Below are 15483 nucleotides of genomic sequence, written 5' to 3' on the forward strand. Positions count from 1 at the left end.
CGGTTCCCGGTGCCCCGGGGCCGCCACCGGTTGCCGACGTGCGGCGGCCCGTCACCGGTCCCCGACGTCCGGGGACCGGTGACGGCCGGGCCCTGCCGGACCGCGCCCCCGGGCGGGCATGATCACGGCATGACCGACGCCCTCTTCAGCCCCGCCTACCTCCGCGACCCGCACCCGGCGCTGCGGGCGTTGCGGGAGGACGGGCCCGTGCACCGGGCCGTGCTGCCGACGAAGCTCCCGGTGTGGGTGGTCGTCGACCACGAGGCCGCCAAGGCGGTGCTGGCCGACGAGCGCGTGGCCAAGGACCACCGCCGCCTCGGGGAGATCATGTCCGCGAAGCTGGAGGCCGCCGGGGGAGATCCGCGGCTCTCGGCGCTGTACCGGGGCAACATGCTGGTGATGGACCCGCCCGACCACACCCGGCTGCGCAAGCTGCTCGCCAAGGACTTCACCGGGCGCCGCGTCGAGCAGTTGCGCCCGAGGGTCGAGCGGCTCACCGCCGACCTGCTCGACGCGATGCCCTCGGACGTCGAGGTCGACCTGGTCGAGCACTTCGCGTTCCCGCTGCCCATGACGGTGATCTGCGAGCTGCTGGGCGTCCCGGAGAGCGGTCGCGCGCCGATGCGGACGTGGTCGCAGCACCTGATGGGCGAGGCGGGGGCGGCCGCCGCGCTCACCGCGTCCGGGGAGATCACCGCCTACCTGACCGAGCTGATCGCGGCGAAGCGCGCCGACCCCGGCGACGACCTGCTGTCCGCGCTGACCCGCGCGAGCGACGACGGCGACCGGCTCACCGAGGCCGAGCTCCTCGGCACCTGCCTGCTGCTGGTGGTGGCGGGCCACGAGACCACCGCGGGCCTGATCGGCTCCGCCGCCGAGTGGCTGCTGCGCGACGAGCGCACCCGGGCCCGCCTGGTCGAGGACCCGGACCTGATCCCCCGCGCGGTCGACGAACTGCTCCGCCTCACCAGCCCGGTCTCCCTGACCACGGCGAGGTTCACCAAGGCCCCGGTGCGGGTGGGCGGCACCACCATCCCCGAGGGGGAGGTGGTCCTGGTCAGCCTCCCGGCGGCCAACCGCGACCCGGCCCGCTTCGCCGACCCCGACACCTTCGACGCCGACCGCCCGACCGGCCACCTCGCCTTCGGCCACGGCCTCCACTTCTGCATCGGCGCGCCCCTGGCCCGGCTGGAGGGTGAGATCGCCCTGCGGCACCTGCTGGCCCGCTTCCCCCACTACACCGGGACCGTCCCCGCCGACGACCTCCAGCCGCGGCGCTCGCTGACGGTCACCGGCTGGCGCGCCCTCCCGGTGGTCCTCGACCCCGTCCGCGCCTGACGGCCGACGCGCCCCGCTACCCGGCGGGCGGCCGGACGACGTCCGGGCCGCCGGTGTGCGGCGTCGACACGGAGCCGGGCACCGGTTCCGGCAGCGCCGCCACGCACGCCGCGGAGCACGCGTTCACCAGCAGCTCCCGCCCGCGCCGACCGCGGCCGACCCCGGCGAGGGGAGGGCCCGCCTCCTCGACGCGCGCCCCGCACGGCCACCCGGTTTTGGTGCTCGCGAAAGCGGGTATCTGTCTGTTACCGTTGGTAGCAGTAACTCCGGGTAACAGCTACTTTGTCATCAGGGAGCCCCCACATGACCAGCGTCGACACCCAAGACCACGCGGGCGCGTCCGACCGCCAGGCCGTCGCGCGCCGGTTGCTGGAGTCGTCCGAGGCCCTCTCCTACGACCCCGTCCGGGAGGTCGACTGGGAGACCCCGCTCGACACCGACTTCCACGGCGCCAGCCCGGAGTGGAGCACCCTCTACGGGACGTCCTACTGGGACGAGATGACCCCGGAGCAGCAGCGCGAGCTGACCCGCCAGGAGGCGGCGTCAGTGGCGAGCACCGGGATCTGGTTCGAGATGATCCTCCAGCAGATGGTGCTGCGGGACTTCTACGCGAAGGACCCGACCGACCCGGCGTTCCAGTGGGCGCTGACCGAGATCGCCGACGAGTGCCGGCACTCGATCATGTTCGCCCGCGGCGCCGCGAAGCTGCGCGCCCCCGCGTACCGGCCGCGCCGCGTGGTGGTCGAGCTGGGCCGCGCGTTCAAGACCCTCGCCTCCGGCGAGGCGGCCTACGCGGCGATCCTGGTCGCCGAGGAGGTCCTCGACGTCATGCAGCGCGACTGGATGCGCGACGAGCGGGTGGTGCCCTTCGTGCGCACCATCAACAACATCCACGTGGTCGAGGAGTCCCGGCACATGAAGTTCGCCCGGGAGGAGACCCGGGAGCGGCTCCGCGGCGCGGGGTGGCTGCGCCGGCAGGTCAACGCGATCGTCGTGGCGGGCGCGTCCTACGCCATCGTCCGCAGCATGGTCAGCGACCAGGTATACGCCACCGCCGGGTTGGACCGGGAGCGCGCCGTCCGCGAGGCCCGCGCCAACGAGCACCACCGGTCGATGCTGCGCTCCAGCTGCGCCGGCCTGATGGAGTTCCTGTCCTCGGCCGGCCTGCTGACCAGGGCCTCGACCTGGTTCTACCGGCGCGCGAACCTCATCTGACACCATGGCCTTCGCGATCACCCAGACCTGTTGCGGCGACGCGTCCTGCGTCGCGGTCTGCCCGGTCAACTGCATCCACCCGACGCCGGACGAGCCCGACTTCGGCACCGCGGAGATGCTCTACGTGGACCCGCGCACGTGCATCGACTGCGGCGCGTGCGCGGACGCGTGCCCGGTCGACGCGGTCTTCCCGGTGGACGCCCTGACCGGGCCGCTCAAGACCTACGCGAAGATCAACGCGGACCACTACGCGCACCGGGACCCGATCGAGGAGGCGGCCGACCCCGCGCCGAACTTCCACGCCTGGGGCCCGCCGGTGTTCCGCCGCACCGTCCCGGCCGACTTCGCGCCGCTGGACGTCGCGGTCGTGGGCACCGGCCCCGCCGGCATGTACGCCGTCGAGGACCTGCTGCTGCACACCAACGCCCGGGTCACCCTGATCGACCGGCTGCCCGTCGCGGGCGGCCTGGTCCGCTACGGCGTGGCGCCCGACCACCCGTCCACCAAGAGGATCGGCGAGGTGTTCGCGCGCTTCCACACCCACCCCCGGCTGCGCCTGCGGCTGGGCGTCGAGGTGGGCCGCGACGTCACCGCCGAGGAGCTGGCCGCGCGGCACGACGCGGTGGTCTACGCCGTCGGCGCGTCCGCGGCCCGCCCGCTGGGCGTCCCCGGCGAGGTCCTGCCCGGCAGCCTCGCCGCGACGACCGTCGTGGCCTGGTACAACGGCCACCCGGACGTGCCCGCGGACGCGGTCGACCTGTCCACCGGGCGCGTCGTCGTGGTCGGCACCGGCAACGTGGCGCTGGACGTCGCGCGCGTGCTGACCGCGGACCCGGCCGACCTGGAGGGCACCTCCACCGCCCCGCACGCCCTGGCCCGGCTCCGGTCGAGCGAGGTCCGCGAGGTCGTGCTCCTCGGGCGCCGCGGCCCGGACGTCGCCGCCTGCACCCGGCCCGAGCTGATCGCCCTGCTGGAGCGAGCCGGCGTCGAGGTGGTGGTCGACGCGCACGACGAGCGCACCGCCCGGACGATCGCGGCCGCCGCGCCGGCGGACAAGGCGGGCCTGCTCCAGGGCGTCGCCCGGGAGGTCGTGGACTGGTCCGCGCCGCCCCCGGCGGACCGGCGGCGCATCGTGCTCCGCTTCCACTCCGCGCCCGTGGCGGTCGTCGGGGACACCGGGGTGCGCGGCCTGCGCGTCACCGGTCCCGACGGCGAGGTGGAGATCCCCGCGGGCCGGGTCGTCCGGGCCGTCGGCTACCGCGGCACCCCGCTGCCCGGCCTGCCGTTCGACGAGGTCACCGGCACCGTCCCGCACCGCGCGGGCCGGGTCGAGGGCCTGGCCGGGACCTACGTCGTCGGTTGGGCCAAGCGCGGGCCCAGCGGCGGCATCGGCGCGAACAGGGCGTGCTCGCGGGAGACCGTCGGCTCGCTCATCGCGGACGCCGTCGCCGGCCGGCTGCCCACGCGCCGCCGGGGCCCGCTCCTGGCCGGGCTGGTCGATCGCCTGCGCGGGCGGCCCTGAGGCGTTTGACGGCACGGCGCGGAGGTACCTGCTGGTGGTGACGCGGGTGAGGCGAGCGGGAACGGGCTGGTGACGGCCCCGTCCGCGTGGTCGCCGCTGCGCCGCGCCACCTACCGCGCGCTGTGGCTGGCCCAGTTCGCGTCCAACATCGGCACCTGGGCCCAGACCGTCGGCGCGCAGTGGTTCATGGGCGACCTCGGCGGCAGCGAACTCCAGGTCGCGCTCGTGCAGGCGGCCACCACCCTGCCGGTGTTCCTGCTGGTGGTGCCGTCGGGCGCGATCGGGGACATCCTGGACCGGCGCCGGGTGCTGATCGCCGGCCAGGGCCTGATGCTGGTCGGCGCGGCGGCCCTGGTGGTGCTGGCCGGCAGCGGCGCGGCCACCCCGGTGACGCTGCTGGCGATGATCGCCCTGATGGGCGTGGGTCAGGCGCTGACCATGCCGTCCTTCCAGGCCGTCCAGCCCGAGCTGGTGCCGCGCGAGGAGATCCCGCAGGCGGCGCTGCTCAACGGCGTGAACATGAACGTCGGCCGCGCGATCGGGCCCGCCCTGGGCGGCGTGCTGATCGCGGCGGTCGGCCCCGAGGCGACGTTCGCGTTCAACGCCGTGTCGTTCCTGGGCGTGCTGCTGGTGCTGTGGCGGTGGCGGCGGCCGTCCGACCACCGCCCGCTGGGCGCCGAGCACGTGACCACCGCCGTGCGGACCGGCGCCCGGTACGTCCGCAGCTCGCCGCTGTTCGCCCGGGTGCTGGCCCGGTGCGTGCTGTTCGTGGTGTTCGGCAGCGGCCTGTGGGCGCTGCTGCCCGCGCTCGCCCGCGGCCCGCTGGGGCTCGACGCGGGCGGCTACGGGGTGCTGCTGGGCTGCGTCGGGCTCGGGGCGATCGGCGGGGCGTTCGCGGTGCCCCGCCTGCTGCGGCGGATCGGGAAGAACCCGCTGGTCACCCTGGCGACGTGCGCGTACGCGGCGGCCACCGCCCTGGCCGGGCTCACCGGGGTGGTCGCGGTGGCGGTGCCGGCGATGTTCGTCGTCGGCGCGGCGTGGATCGCGGTGCTGTCCACGCTCAACGCCACCGCCCAGGTGCTGCTCCCGGCGTGGACGCGGGCCCGCGCCCTGGCCTACTACCAGCTGATGCTCATGGGCGGGCAGGCGTTCGGCGCGGTGGTGTGGGGCGCGCTCGCCTCGGCCCTGGACGTGCGGGCCGCGCTGCTCGCCCCGGCCGTCGCGATGGTGCTCGTCGCGCTGGTCGCGGCGCGCCGGCTGCCGCTGACCGACCGCGGGCTGGACACCTCGCCCGCGAGCCTGTGGGACGCGCCGCCCGAGGTGGCCGACGCGGACGCCGACGCCGGGCCGGTGCTGGTGACCGTGCGGTGGCGCGTGGCGGGGGAGCGGGCGGCCGAGTTCGCGGAGGCGATGCGGAAGGTCGAGCGGTCCCGCCGGCGGACCGGCGCGACCCTGTGGGGCCTGTTCCGCGATTCCGAGGACCCCGGGCTGTTCCTGGAGACCTTCACCGTCGCCACCTGGCAGGAGCACCTGCGCCAGCACCTGGAGCGCGGCACCGGGGTGGACGTGGAGGTGGAGCGCGCCGCCCGCGCCCTCGCCGACGGGGAACCGGTGGTCCGCCACCTGCTGTGGGCCCGGCCACCCCGCCCCTGATGCCGGCTGGTCCGCGGGCCCCGGCCCACCGCACGTCCCTCCCGCGCTCGACCTGACCCGGCCCGCCCGACCCCTTTCAGTCCACAGTGGACCAAACGCGGACCGGGGCGGTGTCGGACGTCACATCCGGGGAGGGTACTGGTTCGCGCCGTACCCCCGGGGCGGCAGGGACTGGCCGCCCCCCTGCTGGAGCTGCCCGGCCTGGTCCTTGGACAGGTGGTTGGTGAAGCCGCAGAAGGTGCACTGCGTGGTGTACCGGCTCTTGACCGGGAACAGCGGGATGAAGAACAGCGTGAACTTCGTGACCGACCTGTGCAGGGGGTGTGCCGCCGGGTTGCCGCACCGGGGGCACAACAAGGTCATCATCGCCAGGACGAAGACCTTGGTCCGAAAACCGAAGATCACCACGTTCGTCGCACTCCTCGTCAACTCGTCCGACCTCCAGGGTCGCACAGGGCCGGGCGCGCCGCGGTCCGGCGCCGCGCGCATGGGATCGGCCGGCGCGGGGAAGACCATGCGTGAGGCGGGTCGTCCGGACCCGTCCGGCCACCCCGGCGCGGTTCGTGAGGGAGGCGATGTGGTGACCGATGGAGAACACCGGGACGAGCAGCTGCGGGTCCGGCGCGAGCACCGGGACGGCGCGGTCGTGGTGGAGGTGCGCGGCGAGGTGGACGGCACGAACATCACCCTGGTCCGCGACGAGCTGACCGCCGCCTTCCGCGAGGCGGGGTCCGGACCCGTGGTGATCGACCTGACGGGTGTGGGCTTCTTCGCCTCGATCGGCATGGCGCTGCTGGTGGAGCACCAGCGGCTCGGGGAGGTGCGGGGGACCCCGCTGCGCGTGGTGGCCCCGGCGCGCAGCCCCCTGCGCGCGCTGCGCGCCGCCCGGCTGGACCAGGTGCTCGACCTCTACCCGGACCTGACGGCGGCCCTGGGCGCCCCTTCCTGAGCCGCCGCCACCGGACCGCCGCCACCGGACCGCCGCTACCGGACCGCCGCCACCTGCACGCCGCCACCTGCACGCCGCCGCGACCTGCTCGCCGGCCCCGCCCCGCCCCGCCACCTGCCCGCCGGAAGCCGGGGTCACCCGTCCGGCACCGCCACCGGCCGCCCCGGCTAGGCGCGGGTCCGCCCGGTGCCCGGGAACACCGCCGCCGCGCCTTCGACGACCCCGGTGGCGTCGCCGGCGGCCATCGGTCGCGCCCCCGGAACTCCTCGCGCCCCGGCTACCGCCGGTTCGGCAGGGGCACGGGCGACGGCGCGACCTCCTCCCGGTCCATCCCGTCGGGCAGGGACGCCCGGTAGATCGGCATCGCGGCGGCGGTGGTGACGATCGCCACCGCGACGAGGATCGCGAACAGCTCCGGCGTCACCATCCCGTGCGCGAGGCCGATGTTGATGAAGATCAGGATCATCAGCCCGCGCGCGTTCATCAGCCCGCCGACCGCCGAGGCGTAGCGCCAGGAGAAGCCCTGGACGCGCACCACCGCGGCGCAGCCCAGGTACTTGCCGGCGAACGCGGCCGCCATGACCACCACGAGCGGCAACCACAGCCCGCCGCCCGCGCCGAAGCCGGACACCTGCGTGTTCAGGCCGCTGAACGCGAAGAACACCGGCAGCAGCAGGATCGAGTTGAGGTCGGTGAGCCGGGTCTCCAGCTCCCGCCGCACCACCGCCGACTGCGGCATGGCCAACCCGGTGATGAACCCGCCGAACACCGAGAACACGCCGATGTAGTCGGTGAACCAGCCCGCCAGCAGCACGACGAACAGCACCAGCGCCATCACGTCGCGGCTCATCCCGCCCTCGCGCTCCACCCGCTGCCCCAGCCGGCCCAGCAGGGCGCGCCCCACCGTGAGCATCAGCAGCGCGAACACCGCCGCGCCCGCCACGGTGTCCAGCGCGTCGAGCGGGCTGCCCGCCGCACCGACGGCGATGATCACGGCCAGGATGACCCACGCCGCCGCGTCGTCGATCGCGGCCGCGACCAGGGTCAGGCCGCCGATGGGGGTGTTGGCGATCCCGCGCTCCTGGAGGATCCGGGCCAGCATCGGGAACGCGGTGATCGACAGCGCGCCGCCGACGAAGAGCATGAACACCCACAGGCTCGTCCCGGAGGGGCTCAGCGAGCCGAAGAACAGCGCCGCCGCGCCCGCGCCCAGCGCGAAGGTCGGCACGATGCCGGACACCGCGAGCACCGCGGCCCGCCGCATGTTCCGGCCGGCGGCCAGGCCGTGGTCGAGCGAGGACCCGACCAGGAACATGTAGAACGTCAGCCCGATGGTGCTCAGCACGTACAGGACGTCCCGCACGTCCGCGGGGAAGAGCTGGGCCTGCACGCCGGGCGCGACCGCGCCGAACAGGGCGGGGCCGAGCAGGACGCCGGCGACCATCTCGCCGACCACCCTGGGCTGCCGGACCGCCATGGCCAGGCGACCGCACAGGGTCGTCGCGGCCAGCACCGCCGCCAGCGCGGCGAACACGCGCAACGCGAACTCGATCTGGTTCACTCGGGGATCTCCTGGGTGTGAGGCGGTCGGTGCGGCACCGGGCACCCCCGGTCGTCGCGGGTGTCGAAGTAGCGCCCGGCCAGGCGCAGCCTGCGGGCGTGCAGGACCATGACCGTGCCGAGCACGAGCTGGACCACGCTGCGCCACACGTCCTCCCACCGGTCCCGCACGCGCAGGAGCGCGCCGAGCACGGCGAGGTGGCGCGGCGGCAGCGGCTCGCCCACCCGGACGAGCAGGCACGGGCCCCGGTTCGGCAGCGACCGGGTGTGGCCGGCGGTGGAGTGGAGCGTGAAGCGCCGCAGCACCTCCCCGGTCGCGGCCCGCAGCGCCAGCGGCGAGAGCCGCCACGCCGGGCACGGCCGGTTGGCGGCGACCCCGAACGGGATGTGGTGCGCGGCGCGGGCCGGGACGCGGTCCCAGCGGTCGGGATCGAACACCTCCGGCCGGTCGTGGCCGGAGGCGTGGTAGTCGGGGTAGCTGAAGCACAGCACGGACCCGGCGGGCAGGGTGGTGCGCTCGTCGAGCGCGATGTCCCCGGTGGTGACGCGGTGCGCGATGCCGAACAGCGGGTAGAGCCGGAAGGTCTCGTCGAGCACGTGCGCGAAGTAGCGGTCGTCGTCCGGGTCGGCCGCGAGCCGGGCCGCCACGTCCGGGTGGTGGGCCAGCACGAGCAGCAGGTGGGCCATCGCCTCGGACATCTGCACCACGCCGGTGGTGAAGAGGGTGCCCTGGAGGTAGTGCACCCGCTCGGCGGGGGACAGGCTCGCGGGCAGCGGTCGCCGCACGTCGCCGGCCGCGACGCGCCGGGCGAGGTAGCGGGTCAGCCGGGCCCGCCGGGCGGGGTGGCGCAGGCCGGTGCACTTCAGCGCGCTCGCCACGTCGTCGGCGTGCCCGACGATCAGGTCCCGCGCCGCGCGGGGGCACGGCTCGCCGAACACCAGCTCGTAGAAGTACTCCGCCCACACCGGCGCCATCAGGTCGCGCAGCCGCACCAGGGTGGCCCGCCCGCCGGCCCGCTCGTCGAGCACCCGCCCGGCGCAGCGGGCCGCCGCGGCCGACAGCGCGTCGGCGGGCCCGGCCAGCAGGGCGCGCGTCGTGCGGGCCGCGTCGTCGTAGCGCGGGCCCGCCTCCAGGTGCTCCTGGTGCACCTCCGGGCCGGGGGAGAGCCAGTACCAGAACAGGTCCGAGAGCCCGGCGCCCCGGCTGCGGCCGTTCGCGGCGGGGTGGCCGTAGACCTCCAGGAACCGGTCGGGCCCGAACTCCGCGTTCGGGAACGTGATCGCGTGGTCCCCGTTGACCCCCTCGAACACCCTGCGGCGCAGGGCGACCACCCGCGCCGGCAGCCAGCGCGGCGCGGTCAGCACCGCCGCGGCGGCGAGCAACCCGGTCACCCACACCGCGCGGACACCCCCGTCCCCCGGGGCACCACCAGGTCCCGGGTGAGGTCGGCCGGGTCCCGGCCGCCGCACAGCGCCAGGACGTGGTCGAACTCGTCGCGCAGCAGGTCGAGCACCCGCGCCACCCCGGCCTCGCCGGCCGCGGCCAGGCCCCACAGCGCCGGTCTGCCCACGCCGACGGCGGCCGCGCCGAGCGCGAGCGCCACGGCGACGTCACCGCCGCCCCGGACCCCGCCGTCGAGCAGCACCGGCACCCGGCCCGCGACCGCCTCGACCACCGCGGGCAGGGCGTCGACCGCCGCGGGCACCAGGTCGCACTGGCGGCCCCCGTGGTTGGACACGACGACCCCGGCCGCGCCGTGCTCGACCGCGAGCACCGCGTCCCGGGGGTGGAGCACCCCCTTGAGCCACACCGGGAGCGACGTCAGCGCCCGCAGCCGGTCCAGGTCCGCCCACGACACCGCCGGCGACATCGCGATGTCCCGCGTGCCCCCGGGCGGACCGCCCGGCAGGTCCCGCATGTTCTCCGCCGCGAGCCCCTCCGGCAGGTCGTGGAAGCCGTGCTCGGCGTCGCGGCGGTGCCGGCCGAACACCGGCGAGTCGGCGGTCACCACCAGGGCCGTGCAGCCGGCCCGCTCCGCCCGCCGCACCAGGCACGCCGTCACGTCGTGCTCGGGGTGCGGGTAGAGCTGGAACCACACCGCCGCGCCCGCGTCCACCTCCCGGGCCGCCGCCACCACCTCGGCGATCGCCACCGTCGAGGCCACCCCGGACACCAGCACCGTCCCCGCCGCCGCGGCCGCCCGCGCCGTGGCCAGCTCGCCGTCGGGGTGGGCCAGCCGGTGGAAGGCGGTCGGCGCGACCAGCACCGGCAGGGCGAGGCGCCCGCCGGGCAGGTCGACGGCCAGGTCGCGGGTCGCCCGGCCGCGCAGCACCCGGGGCAGCAGGGCCAGCCGCCGGAAGGCCGCCTCGTTCTCGCCGAGCACGACCTCGTCCCCGACCCCGCCCGCGTAGTAGTCGTAGTGCGCCGGGTCGAGCACGGCGCGGGCCCGCTCGCGCAGCCCGGCGAGATCGCAGTGCACGGTGGGGCCGCCGCCCACGACAGGGTTGCCGTTCGTGGAGAGGCCGCCGCCCACGGTGGGGCCGCCGCTCACCGAGGGGCCGCCGCTCACGACGGGGCCCCGTTCACCGCGGGGCCGCCGCTCACGGCGCGTCCGCGGCGGTCGGCGCGAGCCGGGCGCGCAGGAACTCCAGCAGCGGCGCGCGGTGCACCTCCTCGCTGTCCCACTCGTTCTCCAGGTTCTCGGTGAGGTGGTGCTCGCCGAGCAGCTCGCCGGCGCGGAAGTGCCGCACCACCGGGTGCAGGTAGCGGCCGTCGAGCCCGCTGGTGTCCTGCTGCGAGGTGCGGCCCGCGGTGATGTCGAACGGGTTGACCCGGTCGTGGTCCGCGCCGTACTCCAGCGTCACCGCCAGGTAGGAGTCGACCTCGCCGAAGTCGCCCCGCCCGACCGCCTCGTGCAGGTGGTCCACCGGCACCTCCTCGGCGTAGCGGGTGGTCCCGTCCGGCCCGACCAGCACGGTGTCGGCCAGGAACGCGAACATCTGCCACAGCGCGGAGGTGCGGTTCACCCGCGCCACGACGGCGTCGACCACCGCCGCGGGGGTGGGGTCCAGGTCGAGGGTCGGCCAGGGCACGCCGTGGTAGCGGTGTTCGAGGACGCGGTGCAGCGCCCGCACCCCGTACCGGAAGCCGTGGATGAACCCGCTGGTCGACTTCTTGAAGTCCCGGGCCTGCGTGATGGTGCCGGCGAAGAACAGGTCGGGCACGTTCACCGACTCCCAGGCCGGGGTCTGGTCCGGGAAGCGGTCGTTGATGGTCAGCCGGGGCCGGCACTCCGGCGCGAAGATCGAGGCGTCGAAGCGGAACCCGGTCGCCAGGATCACCCGGTCGTAGCGGATCTCCTTCACCCGCTCGTCGACCCGCGCGAAGCTGACCGGCACCAGGAACCCGTCGCCGTCGGGCCGGACGGCCAGCACCCGCCCGTCCAGCACGGCGTTCTGCGACTTGAGCTGGTAGGTGTCGAGGAAGTTGTTGTTGACCGCGCGCAGGTGGCCGACGAAGTGGGTCTGCCACGCCAGCTTCAGCGAGCCGGGGCCCGCCACGTGGATGACCGCCGCGGTCTCGACGAGGTTGTCCGCGGTCTCGAACGCCGAGTTGCCGCGACCGATGATCAGCACCCGCTGCCCGGTGAAGTCGGCGGGGTCCACCGACACCTCGTCGTACCGCTCGGCGTGCTCCACCCCCTCGATCGGCGGCACGTGGGGCTTGGACACGCCGGTGGCGACGATGAGCCGCCGCGCCCGGTAGGTGTTGCCGTCCTGGTCGTGCGCCACGAAGTCGTCCGGCCGGGTCACCGACACGACCCTGGTGCCGAAGCGGATCGGCAGGTCGTGCTTCGCGGCGAAGTCGCCCAGGTAGCGGACCATGTCCTCCGCGCTCGGGAAGTAGCGCGGCGTGTACCCGGTGAACAGCAGCGACGGCTCGTCGGACAGCAGCGAGTTCCAGTCGGTCCGCAGGTTCAGCTCGGGGTCGTCCCACCCGGTGTGCACCTTGTTGATGGAGATCAGGGTGCGGTGCCGGGGGAAGCGGGTGAAGAACGCGCCGGGCGCGTCCCCGGCGTCGAGCACCAGGTGGTCCCGCCCGGCGCGGGAGAGCAGGTAGGACGCCTGCAACCCCGCCGGGCCGGCGCCGATGACCAGGTACTCCGTCGAAACCTCGCTGGACACTGCTTTCTCCTCACGTCTCGGTGGACAGCAGGCGCTTGTCCGGCTTGCCGCTCGGGGCGAGCGGTGGTTCGGCGATCGCGGTCACGCGCGCCGGCGCGCACGCCGCGCCCAGCCGGTCGGTCACCAGCGCGCGCAGCGCCGCCGGGTCGGGCTCCCGGCCGGCGGTCGGCACCACGAACGCGTGCACCGCCTCGCCGGTGTCCTCGTCCGGCACCGCGACCACGTACGCCTCGGCGACGTCCGGGTGCTCGGCGAGCACCCGCTCGATCGGGCCGACGTGGTGCAGGTTCGCGTTGACGATCACCACGTCCCGGGTCCGCCCGGTCAGGTGCAGCCGGCCGTCCGGGTCGAACCGGCCCAGGTCGCGGGTGCGCACCCAGCCGCCGGTGAACACCTCGGCCGACCGCTCCTGGTCGGCCCAGTACGAACCGGCCTGGGCCGGGGTGCGGACGAACAGCTCCCCGTCGACCCCGACCGGGACCGGGGCGCCGCGCTCGTCGCGGACCTCCACGTCCACCGCCGGGGGCGGGACCCCCACCGAACCCGGCGGGTCGGCGGGGCCGGCCATGGAGATCATCCCGGTCTCGGTCTGCCCGTAGCCGTGGAACACGACCGGGCCGAGCACCTCCAGCGCCTCGCGGTGCCGGGCGGCGGTCAGGGGCGACCCGGACACCACCAGCGCGCGCAGCGAGGACAGGTCGGCCGGGTCGCGGCGCTGCGCGGCGACGAGCTTCGCCAGGCGCGGCACGGTGATCACGCTGGACGAGGCGCGGTGGCGGGGGATCGCGTCGGGCAGCTCGGGCCGATCGGCGACGACCGCGGTGCCGCCGGCGACGACGGCCAGCACCGCGTACTCGAACACCACCTGGCTCGACAGCGTCCCGAACACCAGGTGGCGGTCGAGCCGGGGCGCCAGCTCGCGGATCACGGGCGGCCACTCGGCCGGTCGCGCGGCCCACGCCGCCGTCATCGCGGCGTAGGTCTGCGCGCACGCCTTGGGCATCCCCGTGCTGCCGCTGGTGTGGATCAGCCGGGCGACGTCCCCGGGCCGGCCGGCCGGGCGCGGCGGACCGCCGTCGGCGCGGGTCGCGCACAGCGCGTCGACGGTGAGCGTGCGCGGGGCGTGGCGCTCGCCCGAGTCGGTGACCACCGCGGCGATGTCGAGGCCGAGGAGGTGGCGCAGCTGCGCGTCCGGCAGCCCCGGCCGCACGCCCACCACCCTGGCCCCCACCGCGTGGGCGGCGAGGACGACCGCGAACGCCTCCGGCGTGACCCCCAGCAGGAGGGCGACGCCGCTCCCCGGGCCGAGCCCCGCCTCCCGCAGCCCGGCCGCGATCCGCCCGACCAGGTCCAGCAGCTCCGCGCCGGTCACCGCGCGGGCGCCGTGCTCGACCACCGGCCGGTCCGCGGCGGCGGCGAGCGCGTCGAGCACCCCGCCCGGGAACGGCCCGGGGTCACGCGCCGGCAAGGCACTCCTCCACGAACGCCACGAGCGGCTGCCGGTGCACCTCGGGCAGGTCCCAGCGGTTCTCCAGGTTCTCCGCCAGGTGGTGGGTCGCGGTGAGCACGCCGTCGCGGTGGTGGCGCACCACCGGGTGCAGGTAGCCCGCCTCGTGGGCGTTCTCGGCGTCGTTCTCCGCGACGCGCGGGACCGAGATGTCGAAGGGGTTCACCTGGTCGTGGTTCGGCCCGTACTCCAGCGTCACCACGAACCGGTGCTCGGCCGGTCCCAGCCCGCCGTCGGCGAGGTAGGCCACCGGGACCTCCTCCTGGTACCGCGCGGTGCCGCCGGAGACCGTCACCACGTCGCCCATGACCGCGAACTGCTGCCACAGCGCGGAGGACAGGTTCACCCTGGCCACCAGCGCGTCGCCGATCGCCTCCGGTGACGGGTCCAGCGCGGTCGAGGGCCACGGGACGCCGTGGTACCGGTCGGCGAGGACGCGGTGCAGGGCGCGGGCCCCGTAGCGGAAGCCGTGGATGAAGCCGCTGGTGGACTTCTTGAAGTCGCGCTGCTGGGTGAGCGTGCCCGCGAAGTACAGGCCGGGCACCGTGGTCGACTCGAACGCGGACGTCTGCTCGGGGAACCGGTCGTCGATCACCAGCGCCGGGCGGCAGCCGTCGTCGAACACCGAGGCGTCGAACCCGAACCCGGTGCACGCGATGACCCGGTCGTACTCCAGCTCCCGCGGCGCCTGCGCCGCGCGGGCGTAGCGGAGCAGCACCCGGAACCCGCCGCCGGGGCGGGGTTCGATCAGCTCGACCGCGCCGTCCAGGACCGCGTTCTCCGACTTGAGCTGGTAGGTGTCGAGGAAGTTGTTGTTCACCGCGCGCAGGTGCCCGACGTAGTGCGTCTGCCAGGCCAGCCGCACCGGGCTCGGGCCGGCCACGTGGATGACCGCCGCGTGCTCCACCAGCGAGTCGGCGGTCTCGAACCCCGAGTTGCCCTTGCCGAGGACGAGCACCCGCTGATCGGCGAACGACGCCGGGTCGGTGTCGAAGGTGTCGTAGCGCTCGGCGTGCTCGATGCCCGGGATCGGCGGCACGTGCAGCCGGGAGACCCCGGTCGCCACGACGAGCCGCGCCGACCGCCACGTCCGCCCGTCGCCGTCGACCACGGCGAACCCGTCGGCGTCGAGGGAGATCCGGGTGACCTCCACGCCGTAGTGCGCCCGCACCCCGGTGGCCGAGGCGAAGTCGCCCAGGTAGCGGACCAGGTCGTCGGCGTGGGGGAAGTACCGGGGGCTGTAGCGGGTGAACAGCAGCTCCGGGTCGTCGGACAGCAGCGAGTTCCAGTCCACGCGCATCCGCTGCTCCGGGTCGGCGAACCCGGAGTGCACCTTGTTGATCGAGATCAGCGTGCGGTGCCTCGGGTAGCGGGTGAAGAACGTGCCCGGCCCGGCGCCGCGTTCGAGGACGGCGTAGTCGCGGCCGTCGCGCTCCAGCAGGGCGGCGAGCTGGAGCCCCGCGGGCCCGGCCCCGATGATCAGGTAGTCGTGCGCCATGGGCCAGGAAGCTACGGACGCGATCTCAGAACCCTCTGAGATCGGCCGCCTACGTT

At 75.2% G+C, this 15483-nt stretch carries 12 protein-coding genes; 5 read left to right on the forward strand and 7 right to left on the reverse strand.

Features of this window, described 5'->3' with window-relative positions; all coding sequences use genetic code 11:
* The first annotated feature begins 129 nt into the window (after window positions 1-129).
* The 4 genes from Q5530_RS17440 (at window position 130) to Q5530_RS17455 (ending at window position 5728) form a co-directional block, all read left to right on the forward strand.
* Window positions 130-1338 carry a cytochrome P450 family protein gene (locus Q5530_RS17440; RefSeq protein WP_415363462.1) on the forward strand — a complete coding sequence of 403 codons (1209 nt, stop codon included), beginning with the start codon at window positions 130-132 and terminating at the stop codon, window positions 1336-1338.
* Between the two features lie 303 nt (window positions 1339-1641).
* Window positions 1642-2553, forward strand: coding sequence for an AurF N-oxygenase family protein (locus Q5530_RS17445; RefSeq protein WP_415363464.1), 912 nt, complete (start codon window positions 1642-1644; stop codon window positions 2551-2553).
* A 4-nt stretch (window positions 2554-2557) separates the two neighbouring features.
* Window positions 2558-4075: an FAD-dependent oxidoreductase gene (locus Q5530_RS17450; RefSeq protein WP_415363466.1), complete on the forward strand. Its 1518-nt coding sequence runs from the start codon at window positions 2558-2560 to the stop codon at window positions 4073-4075.
* Between the two features lie 69 nt (window positions 4076-4144).
* Window positions 4145-5728 (forward strand): MFS transporter, encoded by a 1584-nt coding sequence (locus tag Q5530_RS17455; protein WP_415363468.1) that lies wholly within the window; start codon window positions 4145-4147, stop codon window positions 5726-5728.
* A 120-nt stretch (window positions 5729-5848) separates the two neighbouring features.
* On the opposite strand, the gene Q5530_RS17460 is transcribed toward Q5530_RS17455, so the two are convergent.
* On the reverse strand, window positions 5849-6157 hold the full coding sequence (locus tag Q5530_RS17460) for a zinc-ribbon domain-containing protein (protein WP_415363470.1): 309 nt from the start codon (window positions 6155-6157) through the stop codon (window positions 5849-5851).
* A 151-nt stretch (window positions 6158-6308) separates the two neighbouring features.
* On the opposite strand from Q5530_RS17460, the gene Q5530_RS17465 reads away from it, so the two are divergent.
* Window positions 6309-6677 carry an STAS domain-containing protein gene (locus Q5530_RS17465; RefSeq protein ID WP_415363472.1) on the forward strand — a complete coding sequence of 123 codons (369 nt, stop codon included), beginning with the start codon at window positions 6309-6311 and terminating at the stop codon, window positions 6675-6677.
* A gap of 277 nt (window positions 6678-6954) precedes the next feature.
* Here Q5530_RS17465 and Q5530_RS17470 read toward each other — a convergent pair whose 3' ends face one another.
* From Q5530_RS17470 to Q5530_RS17495, 6 genes are read right to left on the reverse strand one after another with little or no spacing between them, the layout of a single operon-like run.
* Complete coding sequence (locus Q5530_RS17470) at window positions 6955-8238, reverse strand: cation:proton antiporter (protein WP_415363473.1); 1284 nt, start codon at window positions 8236-8238, stop codon at window positions 6955-6957.
* Window positions 8235-9629: a cytochrome P450 gene (locus Q5530_RS17475; RefSeq protein ID WP_415363475.1), complete on the reverse strand. Its 1395-nt coding sequence runs from the start codon at window positions 9627-9629 to the stop codon at window positions 8235-8237. Before Q5530_RS17475 ends, Q5530_RS17470 begins: the two co-directional genes overlap by 4 nt.
* Window positions 9626-10807 (reverse strand): alpha-hydroxy acid oxidase, encoded by a 1182-nt coding sequence (locus Q5530_RS17480; RefSeq protein ID WP_415363476.1) that lies wholly within the window; start codon window positions 10805-10807, stop codon window positions 9626-9628. The genes Q5530_RS17475 and Q5530_RS17480 overlap by 4 nt, the downstream gene beginning before the upstream one ends.
* Before the next feature lie 31 nt (window positions 10808-10838).
* Window positions 10839-12422, reverse strand: coding sequence for an NAD(P)-binding domain-containing protein (locus Q5530_RS17485; protein ID WP_415363478.1), 1584 nt, complete (start codon window positions 12420-12422; stop codon window positions 10839-10841).
* A 10-nt stretch (window positions 12423-12432) separates the two neighbouring features.
* Window positions 12433-13890: a class I adenylate-forming enzyme family protein gene (locus Q5530_RS17490; RefSeq protein WP_415363480.1), complete on the reverse strand. Its 1458-nt coding sequence runs from the start codon at window positions 13888-13890 to the stop codon at window positions 12433-12435.
* Window positions 13877-15427: an NAD(P)-binding domain-containing protein gene (locus Q5530_RS17495; protein WP_415363483.1), complete on the reverse strand. Its 1551-nt coding sequence runs from the start codon at window positions 15425-15427 to the stop codon at window positions 13877-13879. Before Q5530_RS17495 ends, Q5530_RS17490 begins: the two co-directional genes overlap by 14 nt.
* Window positions 15428-15483 lie beyond the last annotated feature (56 nt).

Source organism: Saccharothrix sp. BKS2, from assembly GCF_047689505.1.
GTDB classification, from domain to species: Bacteria; Actinomycetota; Actinomycetes; order Mycobacteriales; family Pseudonocardiaceae; genus Actinosynnema; species Actinosynnema lopnurensis.

Coding starts and splice junctions, on each gene's coding strand:
- Q5530_RS17440 (WP_415363462.1), top strand. CDS start 130: ATGACCGACGCCCTCTTCAGCCCCGCCTACCTCCGCGACCCGCACCCG.
- Q5530_RS17445 (WP_415363464.1), top strand. CDS start 1,642: ATGACCAGCGTCGACACCCAAGACCACGCGGGCGCGTCCGACCGCCAG.
- Q5530_RS17450 (WP_415363466.1), top strand. CDS start 2,558: ATGGCCTTCGCGATCACCCAGACCTGTTGCGGCGACGCGTCCTGCGTC.
- Q5530_RS17495 (WP_415363483.1), bottom strand. CDS start 15,427: ATGGCGCACGACTACCTGATCATCGGGGCCGGGCCCGCGGGGCTCCAG.